This is a genomic window from Noviherbaspirillum sp., from assembly GCF_035627455.1.
GTDB lineage: Bacteria > Pseudomonadota > Gammaproteobacteria > Burkholderiales > Burkholderiaceae_D > Noviherbaspirillum.
On sequence record NZ_DASPLS010000062.1, the window covers coordinates 34502 to 52196 of the forward strand.

The following is a 17695-nucleotide window of genomic DNA, read 5'->3' on the forward strand; positions in this document are numbered from 1 at the left end:
CGCCGGTTACCGCCGCCAGCCACCGCCCCTGCCACGGAAGCCATGGAAGCCGCCGCGAAAGCCGTGCGAGCCGTGGCCCCAGAAACGCCTCTGATGCTGCCACGGGTAGAAGTGACGGCCGCCGCCGCTGCGGTAACTCAGCCCGAAACTGAAGCGAATCGGCGGCCCGACATAGATCGGGGGACCGTATGCGGGCGCGGGAACGGCATAGCCTGGCGCCATCGCATAGGGGGCGTCGTAGATATAGGCTGGGGAGTACGTGCTGTACGGCCGCTCGTACGGGGCGACGACGGCGCAGCCGGACAGCGCTGCAGCAAGCACGACCGGGACGAAAAAGGATTTCATGACTGGCCTCGGCGAAGACAATAGCTTAGATGCTGCCGTTGCCCCCGGGGTTCGTGCATGCGGCGGTTTATTCATGCTGCGGCTGGAGCATGGCACAGGGGGAACGGCTGGCTGTCCGCCTGGCCATGGAGCGCGCTGACTCTCCTGCCCCCGATTTTTCATTGCCACGGTGGCATCAGCAGGCGCATTTCCCCAATTTATGGGAAGCGGTTTGGCGCGAAGTCAGGTTTAATTGAGACACCGAAACTATTGGTGGTTACGAATGGAAAACTTCGAGTACAAACTACTCGTGTGTACCGGCCTTGTACTCGCCGCGGTGGGATACGTCCTGCTGTTTTCTGCGCCGACCTGGATTGGCGCCGTCACGCTCGGCGTCGGCGGTCTTGTTGCGCTGTCCGGCGCTGTCGGCGCGATGTGGAACGCGTAGGGATTTCTCGGCCCGGCACAATAAAGCCCGCGCAATCGCGGGCTTTTTCGTTTCATCAGCGATTGAACCGGCCCCCAGCGCGCGGGGCAATGCAAAACGCGCCGACGCGGGCACCGGCAGCTGTCTGCCAACGGCGTTCCTGATCGTGTTCCTGATCGGCTCGCCCGGCGCCGTCGGCGCTGCCTGTTGCGAGGGATGTCTGCGAGAAGCGTCCGAGATCCTGTCATCGGCGCCTTAGTGCGCGTGCATGAAAGCATGTTTCCCAACGCCCGTCCTTCCGTACCCGGCGGAGCCGGAACTCGGGCTGTATCGCCGGGTCCACCTTACCTGCGCCGACTTATCAAGATTGAAAGGCACCCGCCATGCTTTCCTCCACCGGATATGGCGCCACCAGCGCCACTGAACCGCTCAGCAAGCTGAATTTCCAGCGCCGCGATCTGCAGCCCGACGACGTGCAGATCGATATCCTCTTTTGCGGAGTGTGCCACTCCGACCTGCACACCGCCCGCAACGAATGGGGCAATACGGTATACCCGGTTGTGCCGGGACATGAAATCATTGGCCGCGTCACCGCTGTGGGCAGCCAGGTCACCCACTTCAAGGCGGGCGACCTGGTCGGCGTGGGTTGCCTGGTGGATTCCTGTCAGCAATGCGGCTCGTGCGCGGAGGGCTTGGAGCAATACTGCGAAAACGGCTTCGTCGGCACCTACAACGGCGAAGAGATGCACAGCGGCGGCATGACCTACGGCGGCTATTCCACCAACATCGTCGTGCGCGACAAGTTCGTGCTGCGCATTCCGGAGCGCCTCGATCCCGCCGGCGCCGCGCCCCTGCTGTGCGCCGGCATTACGACGTACTCGCCGCTGAAGCAGTGGCACGTCAGCCCCGGCAAAAAGGTCGGGATCGTGGGCCTTGGCGGCCTCGGCCACATGGGCCTCAAGCTCGCCCATGCGATGGGGGCGTACGTGGTGCTCTTCACCACCTCGCAGGGCAAGCGGGAAGACGCGAAGCGGCTCGGCGCGGATGAGGTTGTCGTATCGAGGAACACGAGCGAAATGCGCGAACACCGCGACTCCTTCGACTTCATCCTGAATACCGTGGCGGCGCCGCATGCCCTCGATCCGTTCATGGAACTGCTCAAGCGCGACGGCACCATGGTGCTGGTCGGCGCGCCGGCGTCACCGCATCCTTCGCCGCAGGTCTTCAACCTGATCATGAAGCGGCGGCGCCTGGCGGGCTCGCTGATCGGCGGCATTGCGGAGACCCAGGAAATGCTCGACTTTTGCGGCGAGCGCGGCATCGTCGCCGACATCGAGACGATCCGCATCCAGGATATCAACGACGCCTACGAGCGCATGCTCAAGAGCGACGTGAAATACCGGTTCGTGATCGACATGACTTCGCTCAAGCAGGAAGCCTGACGGCCGGCGAGGTACGGCCAGCTCATTTCGCGTGTTTGCCGGTGCGGATCTGCGCAGCGACGCGCAGACGGCCGCGGGCGCGAAGGCGGGCCGCTGCGCATGCCGGATCAACGGTTCCCGGGGACGCGGACGTCGCTCCTCTTCGCAAATTCGCTCAGCGCGACGGTACCCGCCACCGTCGCGCCGCCCGTGGCCGGCGGGTACAGCCAGCAGAACAGCCGGGTGGCCGCGGCGGCGCCGAGCAACTGGGCAACGACGAAGCCCGGCACGTCATCCGGCCGGATTCCCGCAAACGTATTGCTTGCTGCCCGCGCCAGCGTGACGGCCGGGTTCGCAAACGATGTCGAGGACGTGAACCAGTAGGCGGCGGTGATGTAGAGGGCGACGGCAAACGGGGTCACGCCAGGACGGCTGCGCGAGCAGCTGATGATGACCGCCAGCAGGCCAAAGGTGGCGATGAACTCGCTCCACCACTGGGCGATGCCGGTACGGACATGCTCAGCCGCGGAAAACACCGGCTGCCCGAACATCAGGTGCGCGGCCGCCGCGCCGGCGAACGCCCCCGCGACCTGCACAACGATGTATGGCAACACCTCCGACGCCGGCATGTTTCTTTGCCACGCTTCCGACAGCGTCACGACCGGATTGAAATGCGCGCCGGAGAGGGTGCCGAACATCAGGATCAGCGCCACCAGGCCGGCGCCGGTCGCAATGGCATTCGCCAGGAGGGCGATGGCAACGTTGCCGCCGGCGAGCCGCTCGCCCATGATGCCGGAACCGATCACGACCGCCAGCAGCAACGCGGTCCCCAGCCCTTCCGCGACCAAACGTCTGGCGCGCGTCATACCCCGGTTTCCCCGATTTTCCGCATCTCGGCGCGGATCGCATCCGCGTCCAGCCTGTCCACCGGCAGGTCCACGAAAGTCTTCATCCTGCCCGCGATCTGCGCGAACACCTTGCCGAAGGCGGCGCGCTTTTCTTCATCGCTGCCCTCCACTGCCGCCGGGTCTTCGAAACCCCAGTGCGCCGATACAGGATGGCCGGGCCATACCGGACACGCCTCGCCGGCGGCGTTGTCGCAGACGGTCACGATGAAATCCATGCGCGGGGCGTCCGGTCCTGCAAACTCGTCCCAGCTCTTGCTGCGCAGGTTCTCGACCGGATAGCCGGCCGCCCTGACCTGCTCGATGGCGTAAGGATTGACACGGCCGGTCGGGTGGCTGCCGGCCGAATAGCCGCGGAAGCGGCTGCCTCCCATCGTCGTCACCAGGGCTTCGGCCATGATGCTGCGCGCCGAATTGCCGGTGCAGAGGAACAGGATGTTGTAGGTTTTTTCAGTCATGCGTCGCCTCCGGGATCACGAGAGCGTCTTGGCCAGGCAGGCCGCGGTCGACGGGCAGATGCCGTCGAACTGCGCGGTGCGTCGAATCGATTCCGGCACCGCGGCGCGTTCGCTGCGTTCATAGCCGTGATGCATGAAGAAGGACTCCGCCGACGTGGTGAGCAGGAACAGGCGCTGCACGCCGTGCTCGCGCGCATGCTCCTCGATCAGCTCCAGCAGACGCGTGCCGAGGCCGTCGCCGCGCATCATCGTTTCCACCGCAAGCGAGCGCAGCAGCGCATTCTCGCCATGCACTTCCAGGCCGACCGAGCCCGCAACCCGGTTCGCTTGCGCCAGGATGACGAAGTGCTCAAGATGTTGTTCGGTCAGGTCGGAGGATGGCAGCGCGCTGCTGTCGAGAAGCGCCTTGAGCGCTGGCAGGTCGTCGGTGCGGGGTTGGCGTATGGCGAACATGGGATTCCTTTGTTGATTCGGCGAATTGTGGGTGGAGGATGCGGCTGTGTTTTCAGGATTTCCCGGCCAGGGCCTGCAAGCTGCCGGCCGGCGTGCAGGAGTTGCCGTTGCAGCAGTTTTCCGTCAAGTAGCCGACCAGCGCATTCATCACGTCGAAATTTGCCGCATAGATGATGAAGCGGCCTTCCTGGCGCGGAACCGCAAGGCCGGCATGCGCAAGCTCCTTCAGGTGAAAGGACAGCGAGGACGGCGGGATGCCGAGCTGCTCGGCGATCTTGCTCGCCGCCATGCCGCCCGGCCCGGCGCGGACCAGCATGCGGAAAACAGCCAGGCGCGACTCTTGCGCCAATGCGCCGAGCGCCGCAATCGCTTCCTTGGTCTGCATGCCGGTTACCTCCTTGATCTGCTTGATGCGCACGATATTTCGAAAATACTGGAAATGTCAAATGAAATCCTTGACATAACCATTTTTTTGGTTTTATAGTCGGGTCATGGATCTCGCCACTTCTGCCAAACGCCTGGCCAGCCTCGGCCATGAAAACCGTCTCGAGCTGTTCCAGCTGCTGGTTCAGGCCGGACCGGACGGGATGACCGTTGGCGAGCTGCAGTCGGCGCTGGAGCGCCCCGCTTCGACGCTGGCGTTTCACCTGCGCGAACTGGTGTCCGCCGACCTGGTGACCCAGGAGAAGGAAGGACGCATGGTGCGTTGCCGTGCCAACTACGCCGCGTTGAATGAAGTGCTGCAGTTCGTGAAGCAGAAGTGCTGTCAGGGAGTCACGCTCCCGGTGTTCGTTTCGAAGTAGCAGGATGCGGGCGGCGGCCTTGCCCCGCCTGTTTTTTTATGATGAATGCAACCACTTTCCTAGGGATATAACACAATGAAGACCTCCGCATCGCAGCCGGCATCCTGCTGCGCCGGGAAGCCCGCACCTGTCCAGCCCTCGCTGCAAGACGCCGTCCGGGCAAGATGGCGCGGCCTCGACAAGCCATCGTTGCTTGCCATCCTGATCGTCCTCGGCCTGGCACTGTGGCGGCCGGAGCAATTGCCCGCCACGCTCGCCTTCACCGGCCGCTCGCTGGCATCCATTGCGCCCTGGATCGCGTTGTCGGTGCTGCTCGCCGCATACGCCAGCGCCAGCAGGGCCGACGCCGTGGTCGCGCGTGCGTTCAGCGGGAGCCCGCGGCGCATGATCGTGCTGGCCTCGCTGTTCGGCGCCCTGTCGCCGTTCTGTTCCTGCGGCGTGGTGCCGCTGATCGCCGGCCTGCTCGGCGCCGGCGTCCCGTTGGCGCCGGTGATGGCCTTCTGGCTAAGCTCTCCGCTAATGGATCCGAACATGCTCGTGATGACGGCAGCGAGCCTCGGTATGGAATTCGCGCTAGTGAAGACGCTTGCCGCCATCGGCATGGGGCTGTTCAGCGGTGCGGCCACCCATGCGTTGACGAAACGCGGCTATCTAGCCGACGCGCTGCGGCATGTCCCGTCCGGTGCCGGCGCTGCGCTTGCTTCCGTCCGCCCGCAATGGAATGTGATGGCCTCGCCCCACGCACGCGGCGCCTTCGTCGCCGGCGCCGCTTCCAACGGCTGGTTCCTGTTGCGCTGGATGACGATCGCCTTCCTGCTTGAAAGCCTGATGGTCGCCTACCTGCCGGCGGACAAGGTCGTCCGCCTGCTTGGGCAGGATGCGTCGGCCATCCCGCTTGCGGTGATGCTCGGCATCCCCGCGTACCTGAACGGCTTCGCCGCGCTGCCGCTGGTGCGCGGACTGGTCGACATGGGCATGAGCCCGGCGGTGGCGCTGGCCTTCCTTGCCGGCGGCGGCGTCACCAGTATCCCGGCCGCCACCGCGGTCTGGGCGCTGGTCAAGCCGCGCGTGTTTGCGCTGTACCTGGCGCTGGCGGTTGCCGGCTCGCTTGCCGCCGCCTATGCGTACAGCGCATGGCTCGCGTTGGGATAACTTTCGTTTTAGAAGGAGAACAGGATGTTTACAGATCACGTTAGCGGACAGGCGCGATTCGCGTTGCAGGAATCGTTCGGCGTGAATGCCGAATGGATGAACAGGGAGTGCGCATGCATCAGCCTGGAAGCAAGCGCGCTGCGCCGCGCGCTGGAACACGAGCTCGGCGATCCCGGCCTGTACGACCTGGTGGCCAGGCACTGCCCCCATGTCTTTGCCGCCCTGCCTGTCTTCGTGTCGGGTGAGCAGGCGGGCAGGATGGCCGATGTCGTCGCGGCCGTCGAAGCGGTAGTCGCCCTGCCCGCCTACCGGGAAGCGGTGCTCGCCGGTGCTTCGCCGATCGCGCGGCACGACCCGGGCGGCACGAAAGGCGTCTTTGCCGGTTATGATTTCCATGTCGGCCCGGACGGCGTTTCCCTCATCGAGATCAATACCAATGCCGGCGGCGCGATGCTCAATACCGCGCTGGCCCGCGCACAGCACGCCTGTTGTCCCGCGGCGGAAAAGCTGCTCCCCCTACCGCGCCCGGGCACCGACATGGACCGCCGCATCATGGCGATGTTCCGCCGCGAATGGTCGGCGTCGCGCGGCCAGTCGGCCTGGCGCACGGTGGCCATTGTGGACGACGCGCCGGCAGCGCAGTACCTTTACCCGGAATTCCTGATGTTCCAACGGCTGTTCGAATGCCACGGGCTGCACGCTGTGATCACTCCTCCGTCCGGGCTGGTATTCCGGGACGGCGTTCTCTGGCACGGCGACACAGTCATCGACCTTGTCTACAACCGCCTCACCGATTTCATGCTCGATGCCCCGTCGAGCGCTGCGCTGCGCGCGGCCTACCTCGCCGACGCGGTCGTGCTGACGCCGCATCCGCGGGCGCATGCGCTGTACGCCGACAAGCGCAACCTCGCCCTGCTGTCCGATCCTGCACGGCTGCAGGAGATTGGCGTGCCGGACGACGTCCGGCAACTCTTGCAGGACACGATCCCCCGCACCGAAATTGTCTCCGACGCGAATGCGCAGCGGCTGTGGAATGCGCGCCGCGCGTTGTTCTTCAAGCCCAGGGCCGGCTTCGGCGGGCGCGGCGCCTATCGGGGCGACAAGCTCACGCGGCGCGCGTGGCAGGACATTCTGGCCGGCGACTATGTGGCACAGTCTGCGGCGCCGCCCGGCGAGCGGCTGATCACGCCGGGGAGACTGCCGCTCAAGTACGACGTGCGCAACTATGCCTACGACGGCGAGGTGCAAGCCCTTGCGGCGCGTCTCTACCAAGGGCAGACGACCAATTTCCGTACCGAGGGGGGCGGCTTCGCACCCGTGTACCGCTGGCCTTGATACTTCAAGGTGCATCTGCGGTTCGCACATGATTGCTTGCAGACAGGCACGAAAAATTCTCATTTTGCGTGCCAACACTGCAACAGGGAAACCAATCCGGGATTCCACTGCCCAATCGGTTCCGCCCCCGTTTGCAGCTCCATATGCTCCGTCCTTATCGGCCCCCGGCCCAGGTAGCGCCGTATTTGCTTGCAGTCTCCACCGTGCTCGCGGCAACGCTGTTGCGCTATGCGCTTGCGCCTTACCTCGGGGAAAGGGCACCGCTACTGCTTTTCACGCTGCCGGTAGTGGCCTGCGCGCTTTTCGGCGGCGTCAGGTCCTCCATCATGGCCACCATTCTCGGCCTGATCTCCGGAGTGTATTTCTTCGTGGAAGAACCTGGCACCCTGCTGGTCAATGATCCCGGCGAACAAGTCCGTGTCGTCCTCTTTACCGTGATCGGCGCCACGATTACGGTCCTGGGTGGCCTGTTCCACCGTTCCCGGGAAGCGCAGCATGACCTCGAGGAGCGGTTCCGCCTGCTGGTCGAGGGCGTCAGCGACGTCGCCGTGTTTTTCGTGAACCCGCAAGGGCACGTCGAAAGCTGGAACAAGGGCGCCGAGCGGATCAAGGGCTACCGCCAGGAAGAAGTGCTCGGCAAGCACATCTCGCTGTTCTACACCGACGACGACCGCAGGGCCGGCGCGAGCGAGAAGCTATTGAAGGAAGCGGCAGCGCAGGGTGTGGCGAAGCAGCAGGCGTGGCGGGTGCGCAAGAGCGGCGAGCATTTCTGGGCCGACGTCACGCTCACCGCCTTGTATGACGTCGACGGCAAGTTGCGCGGCTACTCGAAGATTACCTACGACCGCACGCGCGAACACGCACTGATGCTGTCGCTCGAGGAGAGCGAGCAGACGGCGCGCGCCTTGCTCGAGTCGACCACCCAGGCCGTCGTCGGCATCAACGAGGATGGGCAGATTCGCCTGGTGAACAAGGCCGCCGAGGAGATGTTCGGCTATACGCGCCGCGACCTGCTGGGCAAGACGCTTGAACTCTTGCTGCCGGAGCAATCGCGCGGAAGGCACGTACAACAGCGCAGCGACTACTTCCGCTTTGCCAGGCCGCGCCCGATGGGACAAGGAATGGAGCTGTCGGCGCGCAGGCAGGATGGCAGCATCTTTCCGATCGAAGCCAGCATCAACATGTGCGAGACGCCCGCCGGGCCGATGGCGGTCAGCTTTATCACGGACATCACCAAGCGCAAGGGCATCGAGAACGCGCTGCTGATCGAGCGTTCGCAGCTCAAGAGCATCCTGGATTACTCTCCCCTGCTGGTGAGCATCAAAGACCTTTCCGGCCGTATCATCATCGCAAACCAGAGTTTCGCCGATGTGCTTGGCATCCCGCAGAACGCCGTTCTCGGCCGCGGCGTGTTCGATCTGCTGCCGCCGGACGTCGCCAAGCGCGTATGGCAGCGGGACCAGGAAGCGGTTCGAAGCAAGGGACCGGTACGCGAAGAAGAGCTGGTGCGCCTGAAGGACGGGTCCTCGCGCACTTACGCAACGGTGCGCTTTCCGGTAAGTTACATCAATTCCCTTGAGCCGTTCGGCTTGTGCTCGTTCTCGCTGGACATCACGGAACAGAAGGAAGCCGAACAACGGGCGCTGCATGCGGCGCAGCACGATCCCCTCACCGACCTGCCGAACCGCGCGCTCGTTTATGAGTTCGGCAACCACCTGCTGGCGAGCGCCAAACGCAGCGGCACGATGTGCGCGGTGCTGTTCTTCGACCTTGACCGCTTCAAGCCGATCAACGATACCTACGGGCATGAAATCGGCGACAAGATGCTGCAGGAAGTCGCGCGGCGGCTGACGCGCTGCGTGCGCAGCAGCGACCTGGTCGGGCGCCTCGGCGGCGACGAGTTCGTGGCGATTCTTTCGCACATCGACACCCCGCAGGATGTCGAGCATTCCGCCAAACACCTGCTGGCGGCCTTGCGCGAGCCGTATTTCATCGAAGGCCTGGAACTGCGGACCTCGCCGTCCATCGGCATCAGCCTGTATCCGACCGATGCGTCGGAAATCGACGGCCTCATCCGGCGCGCCGACGCCGCGATGTATCACGCCAAGGCAAACGGCCGCAACACCTTCCAGTTCTTCAACCTGGAAATCGACACCGGCGCAAAGCGGGCATTTGCCCTTGAACAGCGCCTGCGCCAAAGCTTTCACGAGAGTGAATTCCAGGTGCACTACCAGCCGATCGTCGACACGAAGACGATGCAGGTGACCGGCGCGGAAGCGCTGATCCGCTGGCAGCAAAAGGGGGCGGAAATGGTGATGCCGGGCGAGTTCATCCTGGCCGCCGAAGCATGCGGGCTCATCAACCAGCTCGGCGCCTGGGTGATGCACGAGGCGTGCTGCCAGCATGCGCGCTGGCGGAAGGCCGGCCTGCCTCCATTGCGGATTGCGGTCAATGTGTCGCCATTGCAGTTTCGTGCACATGACTTCGACAAGAGCGTTGCGGACGCGATCAACCGGTCCGGCATCGCGCCGCACTACCTGGAGCTGGAAGTGACGGAAAGCATGGTGATGCGCGGGGTGCAGCGCGCAATGGAACAGCTGGCGGATCTCAAGCGTCTCGGCTTGCGGATATCGCTCGATGATTTCGGCACCGGCTACTCCAGCCTGAGCCACCTGTCCCAGCTGCCGATCGACAAGCTGAAAGTCGACCAGTCGTTCGTGCGCAATATGAAGACCGACAAGCGCGCGATGATCATCACGGAAACCGTGATCGACCTGGGGAAGAAGCTCGGTGTCGAAGTGGTCGCCGAAGGCATCGAGTCCGAGGAGGCGCTGAACCTGCTGCGTGAGCGCGATTGCGACCTCGGGCAGGGATACTACTTCAGCGCGCCGCTGGACGGAGACCGGTTCGCGGACTGGTATCGCCACGTGCACCCGCAACGTTTGTACCATTGAGGCGACGGCCGGGCACACCGGCACCAGGGAATGCACGGCAGCCCCATCCCGAATAGTGGCAGCGCCCGCTGCGCGTCCGAGAATGAAACCATTGTTCAGCGTGAAAAAAGAATACGCAGAACTACTTACCTAGAACATGGGATGCCGGTTACGTCGGAATGCGGTTTAATCGCTCGTTTTAAGGGGAATGTGTGGATTTGTCCTGGTACACGGTAATCATGCGGCTTGGCGTGCTGCTGGGTTTGATCGGCGCAGGTGCGCTGGGCATCGATCAGAACGCAACATCCCTGGGACTTTTCACTGGCGGGATTGTCGTTTTTCTTTCGGGGGTCGTGGGTTATCTCTGGAACGAAGAATGATGATGTCCGGCATATTTGCAAAAGCACCATCATTTCCCGGCGCGACCGGACGTCGGACACCGGGCGCTCACCCCTGAAATGTTCATGCCGCGACTGGCGACGGTCTATCCGGGCCAGCGCTTCGTATCCGCCGGCGCCCCGGCCCTGCCGTGGAGCAGGGCCCGCCCCCCCTTGGTCAGGGCGCAGTCTGGAATCCCTCCTGCGCCTGTCCCGCCGTCAAAGCCTTATTTGTACAGCACCCCAGGCAGCCACAATCCGATCGCCGGGAACGTATACAGCAGCACCAGCGCCAGGACCTGGATCGCCATGAACGGCAGCATGCCGAGGAAGATCTGGTTCAGCGTCACGTGCGGCGGCGACACGCCCTTCAGGTAGAACGCCGCCATCGCCACCGGCGGCGACAGGAAGGCGGTCTGCAGGTTGAGCGCCACCAGCAGGCCGAAGAACAGCGGGTCGACGTTGAAGTGCGCGAGCAATGGAATGAAGATCGGCATGAAGATCACGATGATCTCCGTCCACTCCAACGGCCAGCCGAGCAGGAAGATGATCACCTGCGCGAGGATCATGAACTGCAGCGGCGTCATGTCGAGCGACAGCACCCAGTTGTTGATGACCTCCTGTCCACCGAGCAGCGCGAACGCCGCCGAGAAGATGCTCGAGCCGACGAAAAGCCAGCACACCATCGCGCTGGTCTTCGCGGTGAGGAACACGGACTCCTTGAGGACTGCCAGGTTGAGCCGCCTGTACGCCGCCGCCAGAAGCAGCCCTCCGAGCGCCCCCATCGCGGCCGCTTCGGTCGGCGTCGCGAGGCCGAACACGATCGCCCCGAGCACGGCGAGGATCAGCATCGCAAGGGGAAAGAAAGAGCCAAGCAGCATCTTGAAGATTTCCAGCCGGGTAAAGCTGAAGATCGCATAGAACCCGGCAAGGGCCGCAAGCCCGACGCCGAGCACGATCCAGTACGACATGGGCGCTGATTTGGTTTCAGCCGGCTCTTCGCCGCCGACCTCCGTTCTTGCTGCCGGCGCGGTGTCAGCCGGCGCGGCCGGTGCCGGAACAATCACGGCTTCCGGCGATTTCTTCCCGCCATCGTCCGTCGGGGGCTCGGCCAGTCCGCCCTCCGCGGGCGGTTCCGACAGTCCGCCCTCCATTGGCGGTTCTGCCAGTCCGCCGCCGGAGTCGGCGTTTCCGCCCGCGGCGCCCGACTCCATGCCCTCGCCCATCTGCACCGCGCCCCCCGTGTCCTGTGTCTCGACGGTGGTCATCGCACGATAGGTCAGCCCCATCGCAACCGCAAATGCAATTGCCGGCAACAGGGTGATGAGCAGCTGGCCAAGCAGCAGGCCGGTCGAAGCCGGTCGCTTGTCCTTTGCGCGCAATGCGCCCAGCAATCCGGACAACGCATTGTTGCTGCCTTTGCCGGTAATCGCTGCCGCCCAGCCAGGCAAGGGCACACGCCGGTCCTCCACAGACAGCGGCGGCGCATAGTGGGGTTTCAGCTTGGCCATCAGGATGACGTAGCCGAGGTAGAGCGTGGCCAGCATGATTCCCGGGAAAAATGCGCCCGCATACAACTTAACGACCGACACGCCCGCCGTTGCGCCATAGACGATAAGCAGCACCGACGGCGGAAGCAGGATGCCGAGGCAGCCGCCGGCGGTGATAGTGCCCGCCGCCAAGCGGATGTTGTAGCCCGCCTTCAGCATTGCCGGCAATGCCAGCAGGCCCATGAGCGTGACGACGGCGCCGACGATACCGGTTGCAGTGGCGAAAATCGCGCAGGTGACGATGGTGGCGACCGCGAGCGAACCGGGCACGCGCGCCATGGCAAGGTGCAGGCCCCGGAACAGCCGGTCGATCAGGTTGGCGCGCTCGACCAGGTAGCCCATGAACACGAACAGCGGAATGGAGATCAGCACGTCGTTGGCCATCACCGCGTAAGCACGCTGCACCATCAGGTCGAGCGTGAGCCCGATGGCCTGCTCCGGATTTCGGCTGCGGTATGCAAGCCAGGCGAAGAACACGCCCATGCCCATCAGCGTGAATGCGGTCGGGAAGCCGAGCATGATCGCCACCACCACCAGCGCCAGCATCAGCAGGCCGAGATGGCCGTTGGTCATTTCCGAAGGCGCCGGCATCAGGGTGAAGACGCCGATGACCACCATCGCCATGATGGTCAGGCCGAACCAGACTTCCTTCCTCATGACCGCTCTCCTTCCTTCGGGGCGACGAACACATCCAGCTTCGCGATGTCTTCGTCCCTCACGTTCACCATTTCCTTGAGCATGTCGACATCGACTTCCTCGACGTCCTGCTCGCGCGCCGGCCAGTCGCCTTCACGCAGGCAGGCAATGCAGCGCACGATCTCGACCAGTCCCTGTGCCAGCAGGAGAATGCCGGCGATCGGGATCACGGTCTTGAACGGATAAAGCGGCGGACCATTCGCGGTGAGGGTGGAATGCTCATTGATGGCCCAGGACTCGGCCGCGTAGGTATAGCCTGCCCACACCAGGGCGACGACGCCGGGAATGAAGAACAAGAAGTACAGCAGCAGGTCGAGCCCGGCTTGCAGCCGTGGTGGGAAAAAGCCATACAGCACGTCACCGCGCACATGGCCGTTCTTGGCCAGCGTGTAGGCGCCCGCCATCATGAATGCGGTGCCGTACATCATGATCATCAAGTCGAAGGCCCAGGCGTTCGGCGTATTCAGCACATATCGGGAAAACACTTCCCATGCAACCTGCAAGGTGAGCACCAGGATCAGCCAGGCGAAGGCCTGACCGACCCAAGTGCTCACCCTGTCGACGAAATACAGGAGTTTTTGCATGTTCGGAACCTCGTGAACCCGCAGGCGCGCTGCCGCCCGCCGCGGGATTCAGGAAACGCCATCTGCAGCGACGCGGATGGCGTTCTGTACGCGCGCCCTGCGCTCAGGATTTCTTGGGAGTCTGCTGCTTCCGGCCGAAGTAGTGGTTGTAGGCCATGCGGCGCGGGTTGTTGGTGTCCATGTCCCATTTCACCGCGCGTTCGGCGAAACTGCGCATGGATGCCTCGACCTCCCTGAACAGCGGATTGCCCTCGCCCTTCTTCGCCACCACCGCGTCCCAGACAGTGAGCTGCTCCTGCAGGAAGGAGTCCGGCGTCTTGTAGAACTTCACGCCGTTCTTGGTCTGCAACTCCCGATAGTCGGTGGAGTAGCGGTCGACCGCCTTCCATGACATGTCGGAGGACGCTGCTTCCACCGCGTTTTCGATGATCGCCTTCAGCTTGGGCGGCAGTGCGTTGAATTTGGCCTTGTTGAAGGTGATCTCGAACTGCTCCGAACTCTGGTGGAAGCTCTGCAGCATGCAGACCTTGGACACGTCCGGGAAACCGAGGATGCGGTCGGAAGTGGCGTTGTTGAATTCCGCGCCATCGAGCAGGCCGCGATCCATCGCCGGCACGATTTCGCCTCCGGGCAACGCATTCACCGCCGCGCCCATGGAGGTGAAGAGGTCGATTGCCAGGCCGTTGGTGCGGAATTTCAAGCCCTTGAAATCCTCGGGCCTCGTGATCGGCCGCTTGAACCAGCCGAGCGGCTGCGTCGGCATCGGGCCGTAGAGGAAGGAAACGACATTGGCGCCGATCGAATCGTAGAGCTTGGCGAGCAATTCCTTGCCGCCGCCGTACTTGTGCCAGGCCAGCACCATGTTGGCATCCATGCCGAAGGCAGGGCCGGATGTCCAAAGGGCAATGGCGGATTGCTTGCCGTAGTTATAACCCATCACGCCGTGGCCGCCGTCGAGCGTGCCCTTCGATACTGCGTCTAGCAGGCCGAAAGCCGGCACCACGGCGCCGGCGGGCAGCACTTCGATCTTCAATTCGCCACCGGTCATGTCGTTGACCTTCTTCGCGAAGTCGTTTGCGTATTCATGGAAAATATCTTTCGCCGGCCAGGTGCTCTGGAAGCGGAACTGTGTCGGCGTCTGCGCGGTTGCCACCATCGGCATGGCGAGCGCGGTGGCGGTGCCTGCGGCCGCCTTGCCGAGGAAACCGCGGCGTGAAGATTGGGACTGAGGGTTAGGCTTGCCGGACTTCTTCATGGTTTGTCTCCTAGAAGGGATTTTGTATTACCTTCATAGTGTCATCCCACAAAAATGAGCATAGCTTGAGAATAAGCAATGGGACGAACCGGAAAAGCGGGGTTTGGACTCCCGGTCACGGATTCGCTGCCGCGCAACACCAAAAAAGGTGGGAAGGACGCGCTCCGCCTCGCATTGTATGCCCGCCATGACAGCAAAATTTTGAGAGCCGGAATCGACCGGACTTGGCTCTGATTGACAAGCGCCGCGAACGGGCCGGACTGGCGCCGGGTAGCGCGTGCGTACGACAGGTACGCAGAGCAACCGTCCGGGGCGCGCAGTAGCTTGTCAAACAGCGCCTAAAGCGCGTTGACGGGAGCCAGCGCAGCGCGGCGGATCGCTTTGCCCCTCGCAGCGCGCCGGAACACGCCAGGTGAAAAACCGGCCGCAAGAACGGATTCATTTTCGGGACGGGGCGAGCGTGCCGCGGGCCATGGCAGTCCGCAAGGGGCAACCGCCTTTCAATCCGCCGGACATTTTCCGCCCGGGCAAGGCAACACGCGTTGAATAGCGCTGCGTTGTGCTTACGTCGTCGGCTTTCGCTTGGGGTTCCGGGTATTCCGGTCCGCGTCAGCCCCCCCTTTGGCCAGCTGCGCCGTCACCTCTTTCAGGAACCGCTTGCTTGCTTCAATGACGGCCCGCTGCATTGCTTCACCGGGCATGGCGCGGGCCACAAGTATTGCGCCGACAAGCTGACAGATCACCGCCCAGGCGAGGTCGTCGCTACCCAGCCGTTTAACAAGTATTTCCTGCCCCTTCAGCAACTCCTTTTCATAGAGTTCACGGACCGACAAGTCCGCGCGCGCGATCTCCGCCGCGATCGATGGAAGAACGCAGCCCGCTTCCGGATGCTTGACGTGCGCAAGACTCAGGTAGCGGTCGAGCTCGAAATTCATCCATTCTTCAGCGGTCTCATGCGGGTTGCCTGCCCACATTTCGCGGCTTGCCAGCAGCTCGCTTTCAATCAGGGCCTTGAGCAGCTCGGCTTTTGATGAGAAATGGCTATAGAACGCGCCGCTGGTGACGCCGGCGGCCTGCATCAGCGAATCCACACCGGTTGCCGCGAATCCGCTTTTCTTCACGAGTTCGCCGCTGGCTTTGAGCAACTGCTTGCGCTTTTCCTCTTTATGTCCCGGCTTGTACCGCATTTCGAGTCCCATTCCTGTTCGCTTGACACCCGCCGGATGTTAGCATAACGTTCGTTATGGTAACGGTCGTTATTTTATAAAAGGGGTGTGCATGAAAACTGGAAGCGACAAACAGGCGGCGCTCGTCATCGGTGCCGGCGATGCGACGGGCGGCGCGATCGCGAAGCGGTTTGCCCGGGAGGGAATGATCGCGTGCGCGACGCGCCGCGATGCCGGCAAGCTGCAACCGCTGATCGATGACATTCGCAATGCCGGCGGACAGGCGTTCGGATTTGCGTCCGACGCACGCAAGGAAGAGGAAGTCATCAAGCTCGTGGACGACATCGAACGCGACATCGCTCCGATCGATGTCATGGTCTTCAACATCGGCGCAAATGTCCCGTGCAGCATCCTGGAGGAGACGGCGCGAAAGTATTTCAAGATCTGGGAAATGGCCTGCTTCAGCGCTTTCCTGGCCGGGCGCGAAGTGGCGAAACGCATGGTGACGCGCGGACGGGGCACGATCATCTTCACCGGCGCCACCGCCGGCCTGCGCGGTTCCGCCAACTTCGCCGCATTCGCCGGCGCCAAGCACGCCGTGCGTGCGCTAGCGCAAAGCATGGCGCGCGAACTCGGGCCGCGGAACATCCATGTCGCGCATGTCGTCGTCGACGGCGCGATCGACACCGCGTTCATTCGTGACAGCTTCCCGGAACGCTACGCATTGAAGGAGCAGGACGGCATCCTCAATCCGGACCATATCGCGGACAACTACTGGCACCTGCATGCGCAACCGCGCGACGCATGGACTCATGAACTCGACCTGCGCCCCTGGATCGAGCGCTGGTAAGCACAACCGCAAGGCTTGCAAACAAACTTCACAGGAAAAAACAAATGAAACGCGTTGAATTCTACTTTGATGTCGGAAGCCCTTACAGTTATCTTGCCTACCACCAGCTGCCTAAAATCGCGCAGGCCAGGAATGCCGAAATCGTCTGGCGCCCGATGCTGCTGGGTGGCGTATTCCAGGCGACCGGCAACGCCAGTCCCGTCACCGTACCGCTGAAAGGGAAGCATTCCCTGGTTGACCTTGAGCGCTGGGCCCGGTATTTCAATGTACCGTTTACCCCGAATCCCCATTTCCCGCTCAACACGCTCCAGCTCATGCGCGGCGCGGTGGCAATGCAGATGCGCAGCGACGAAGAATTCCATCGCTATCTGTCCGCCGTATTCAGCGCGATGTTTGAAAAGCCGCGCAACCTCAACAACCCGCAGGACATCGCGGCGGTCCTCGAAGAGGCCGGATTTTCACCGGTGCAGGTCCTGGCGCTGGCACAGGACGACAAGGTAAAGCAGAAACTGCGGGAAAACACCGAAGAAGCGGTCGCGCGCGGTGTGTTCGGCGCTCCGACCTTCTTTGTTGGCGAGGACATGTACTGGGGACAGGACCGGCTGCATTTCGTTGACCTGGCGCTCGCCTCATCCGCGCACTGACGTACAACTTCAAAACGAGGGCGCGTTCCTGGATTGTGCGGCCGGCTGTAAAGCGCAGCCGGCGAGGAGGAAATCGGCAGCCTCACGAACTCAACTTGCCCGTGCACGGCGCCATTCCGACTACGTTGACGCCGACGCAGGCATCGATCGGGCATTTGCTCGGCAAGCAAAGCGATCGATATTGAGAATGCCGATTGAGGATGTGGTTCTTAAAGCGCAAGAAAAAAGCCCTGGTTCAGAGAACCAGGGCTTTTTCGTATAACAAGCCTGACGATAACCTACTTTCACACGTGTTGACGCACTATCATCGGCGCAGAGTCGTTTCACGGTCCTGTTCGGGATGGGAAGGGGTGGTACCAACT

Annotated in this window: 18 protein-coding genes and 1 rRNA gene; 9 read left to right on the forward strand and 10 right to left on the reverse strand. The window is 63.0% G+C overall.

The window, feature by feature from the left end; all coding sequences use genetic code 11:
• Nucleotides 1-6 precede the first annotated feature (6 nt).
• Nucleotides 7-345: a hypothetical protein gene (locus tag VEC01_RS11820; RefSeq protein WP_324901024.1), complete on the reverse strand. Its 339-nt coding sequence runs from the start codon at nt 343-345 to the stop codon at nt 7-9.
• A gap of 262 nt (nt 346-607) precedes the next feature.
• Between VEC01_RS11820 and VEC01_RS11825 the strand changes: the two genes are divergently transcribed.
• Nucleotides 608-772: a hypothetical protein gene (locus tag VEC01_RS11825; RefSeq protein ID WP_324901025.1), complete on the forward strand. Its 165-nt coding sequence runs from the start codon at nt 608-610 to the stop codon at nt 770-772.
• 362 nt (nt 773-1134) lie between these two features.
• Complete coding sequence (locus tag VEC01_RS11830) at nt 1135-2193, forward strand: NAD(P)-dependent alcohol dehydrogenase (protein ID WP_324901027.1); 1059 nt, start codon at nt 1135-1137, stop codon at nt 2191-2193.
• 107 nt (nt 2194-2300) lie between these two features.
• Here the strand turns inward: VEC01_RS11830 and VEC01_RS11835 are convergent, their stop codons facing one another.
• The 4 genes from VEC01_RS11835 to VEC01_RS11850 are packed head-to-tail and all read right to left on the reverse strand — an operon-like array spanning nt 2301 to nt 4373.
• The gene (locus tag VEC01_RS11835; RefSeq protein ID WP_324901028.1) at nt 2301-3038 is read right to left on the reverse strand and encodes an MIP/aquaporin family protein; all 738 of its coding nucleotides are present in this window, start codon (nt 3036-3038) and stop codon (nt 2301-2303) included.
• Complete coding sequence (locus VEC01_RS11840) at nt 3035-3535, reverse strand: arsenate reductase ArsC (protein ID WP_324901030.1); 501 nt, start codon at nt 3533-3535, stop codon at nt 3035-3037. The genes VEC01_RS11835 and VEC01_RS11840 overlap by 4 nt, the downstream gene beginning before the upstream one ends.
• Nucleotides 3536-3550: 15 nt before the next feature.
• Nucleotides 3551-3988, reverse strand: coding sequence for an arsenic resistance N-acetyltransferase ArsN2 (gene arsN2, locus VEC01_RS11845; RefSeq protein ID WP_324901032.1), 438 nt, complete (start codon nt 3986-3988; stop codon nt 3551-3553).
• Nucleotides 3989-4040: 52 nt separating this feature from the next.
• Entirely contained in the window at nt 4041-4373 is a 333-nt protein-coding gene (locus tag VEC01_RS11850; RefSeq protein ID WP_324901055.1) for a metalloregulator ArsR/SmtB family transcription factor, read from the reverse strand.
• Nucleotides 4374-4479: 106 nt separating this feature from the next.
• Between VEC01_RS11850 and VEC01_RS11855 the strand changes: the two genes are divergently transcribed.
• The 5 genes from VEC01_RS11855 (at nt 4480) to VEC01_RS11875 (ending at nt 10591) form a co-directional block, all read left to right on the forward strand.
• Nucleotides 4480-4791, forward strand: coding sequence for a metalloregulator ArsR/SmtB family transcription factor (locus tag VEC01_RS11855; protein ID WP_324901034.1), 312 nt, complete (start codon nt 4480-4482; stop codon nt 4789-4791).
• A 75-nt stretch (nt 4792-4866) separates the two neighbouring features.
• The gene (locus VEC01_RS11860; RefSeq protein ID WP_324901036.1) at nt 4867-5943 is read left to right on the forward strand and encodes a permease; all 1077 of its coding nucleotides are present in this window, start codon (nt 4867-4869) and stop codon (nt 5941-5943) included.
• A 24-nt stretch (nt 5944-5967) separates the two neighbouring features.
• Nucleotides 5968-7278: a hypothetical protein gene (locus VEC01_RS11865; RefSeq protein WP_324901037.1), complete on the forward strand. Its 1311-nt coding sequence runs from the start codon at nt 5968-5970 to the stop codon at nt 7276-7278.
• A gap of 143 nt (nt 7279-7421) precedes the next feature.
• Nucleotides 7422-10232: an EAL domain-containing protein gene (locus VEC01_RS11870; protein ID WP_324901039.1), complete on the forward strand. Its 2811-nt coding sequence runs from the start codon at nt 7422-7424 to the stop codon at nt 10230-10232.
• A 191-nt stretch (nt 10233-10423) separates the two neighbouring features.
• Nucleotides 10424-10591, forward strand: coding sequence for a hypothetical protein (locus VEC01_RS11875; RefSeq protein ID WP_324901041.1), 168 nt, complete (start codon nt 10424-10426; stop codon nt 10589-10591).
• 224 nt (nt 10592-10815) lie between these two features.
• On the opposite strand, the gene VEC01_RS11880 is transcribed toward VEC01_RS11875, so the two are convergent.
• The 4 genes from VEC01_RS11880 to VEC01_RS11895 form a co-directional block, all read right to left on the reverse strand.
• Nucleotides 10816-12795: a TRAP transporter large permease gene (locus tag VEC01_RS11880; protein WP_324901043.1), complete on the reverse strand. Its 1980-nt coding sequence runs from the start codon at nt 12793-12795 to the stop codon at nt 10816-10818.
• Nucleotides 12792-13418 carry a TRAP transporter small permease subunit gene (locus tag VEC01_RS11885; protein WP_324901045.1) on the reverse strand — a complete coding sequence of 209 codons (627 nt, stop codon included), beginning with the start codon at nt 13416-13418 and terminating at the stop codon, nt 12792-12794. Before VEC01_RS11885 ends, VEC01_RS11880 begins: the two co-directional genes overlap by 4 nt.
• A gap of 103 nt (nt 13419-13521) precedes the next feature.
• Nucleotides 13522-14673, reverse strand: a complete 1152-nt coding sequence (locus VEC01_RS11890) for a TRAP transporter substrate-binding protein (protein WP_324901046.1) — start codon at nt 14671-14673, stop codon at nt 13522-13524.
• 563 nt (nt 14674-15236) lie between these two features.
• Nucleotides 15237-15872 (reverse strand): TetR/AcrR family transcriptional regulator, encoded by a 636-nt coding sequence (locus VEC01_RS11895; RefSeq protein ID WP_324901048.1) that lies wholly within the window; start codon nt 15870-15872, stop codon nt 15237-15239.
• 79 nt (nt 15873-15951) lie between these two features.
• Here VEC01_RS11895 and VEC01_RS11900 point away from each other — a divergent pair, with 79 nt between their 5' ends.
• Complete coding sequence (locus VEC01_RS11900) at nt 15952-16689, forward strand: SDR family oxidoreductase (protein ID WP_324901050.1); 738 nt, start codon at nt 15952-15954, stop codon at nt 16687-16689.
• Nucleotides 16690-16733: 44 nt separating this feature from the next.
• A complete protein-coding gene (locus VEC01_RS11905) occupies nt 16734-17333 on the forward strand; it encodes a 2-hydroxychromene-2-carboxylate isomerase (protein WP_324901052.1) in 600 nt (199 codons plus the stop codon).
• 265 nt (nt 17334-17598) lie between these two features.
• On the opposite strand, the gene rrf is transcribed toward VEC01_RS11905, so the two are convergent.
• Nucleotides 17599-17695: ribosomal RNA gene (rrf, locus tag VEC01_RS11910) — 5S ribosomal RNA — on the reverse strand; the annotation flags it as partial.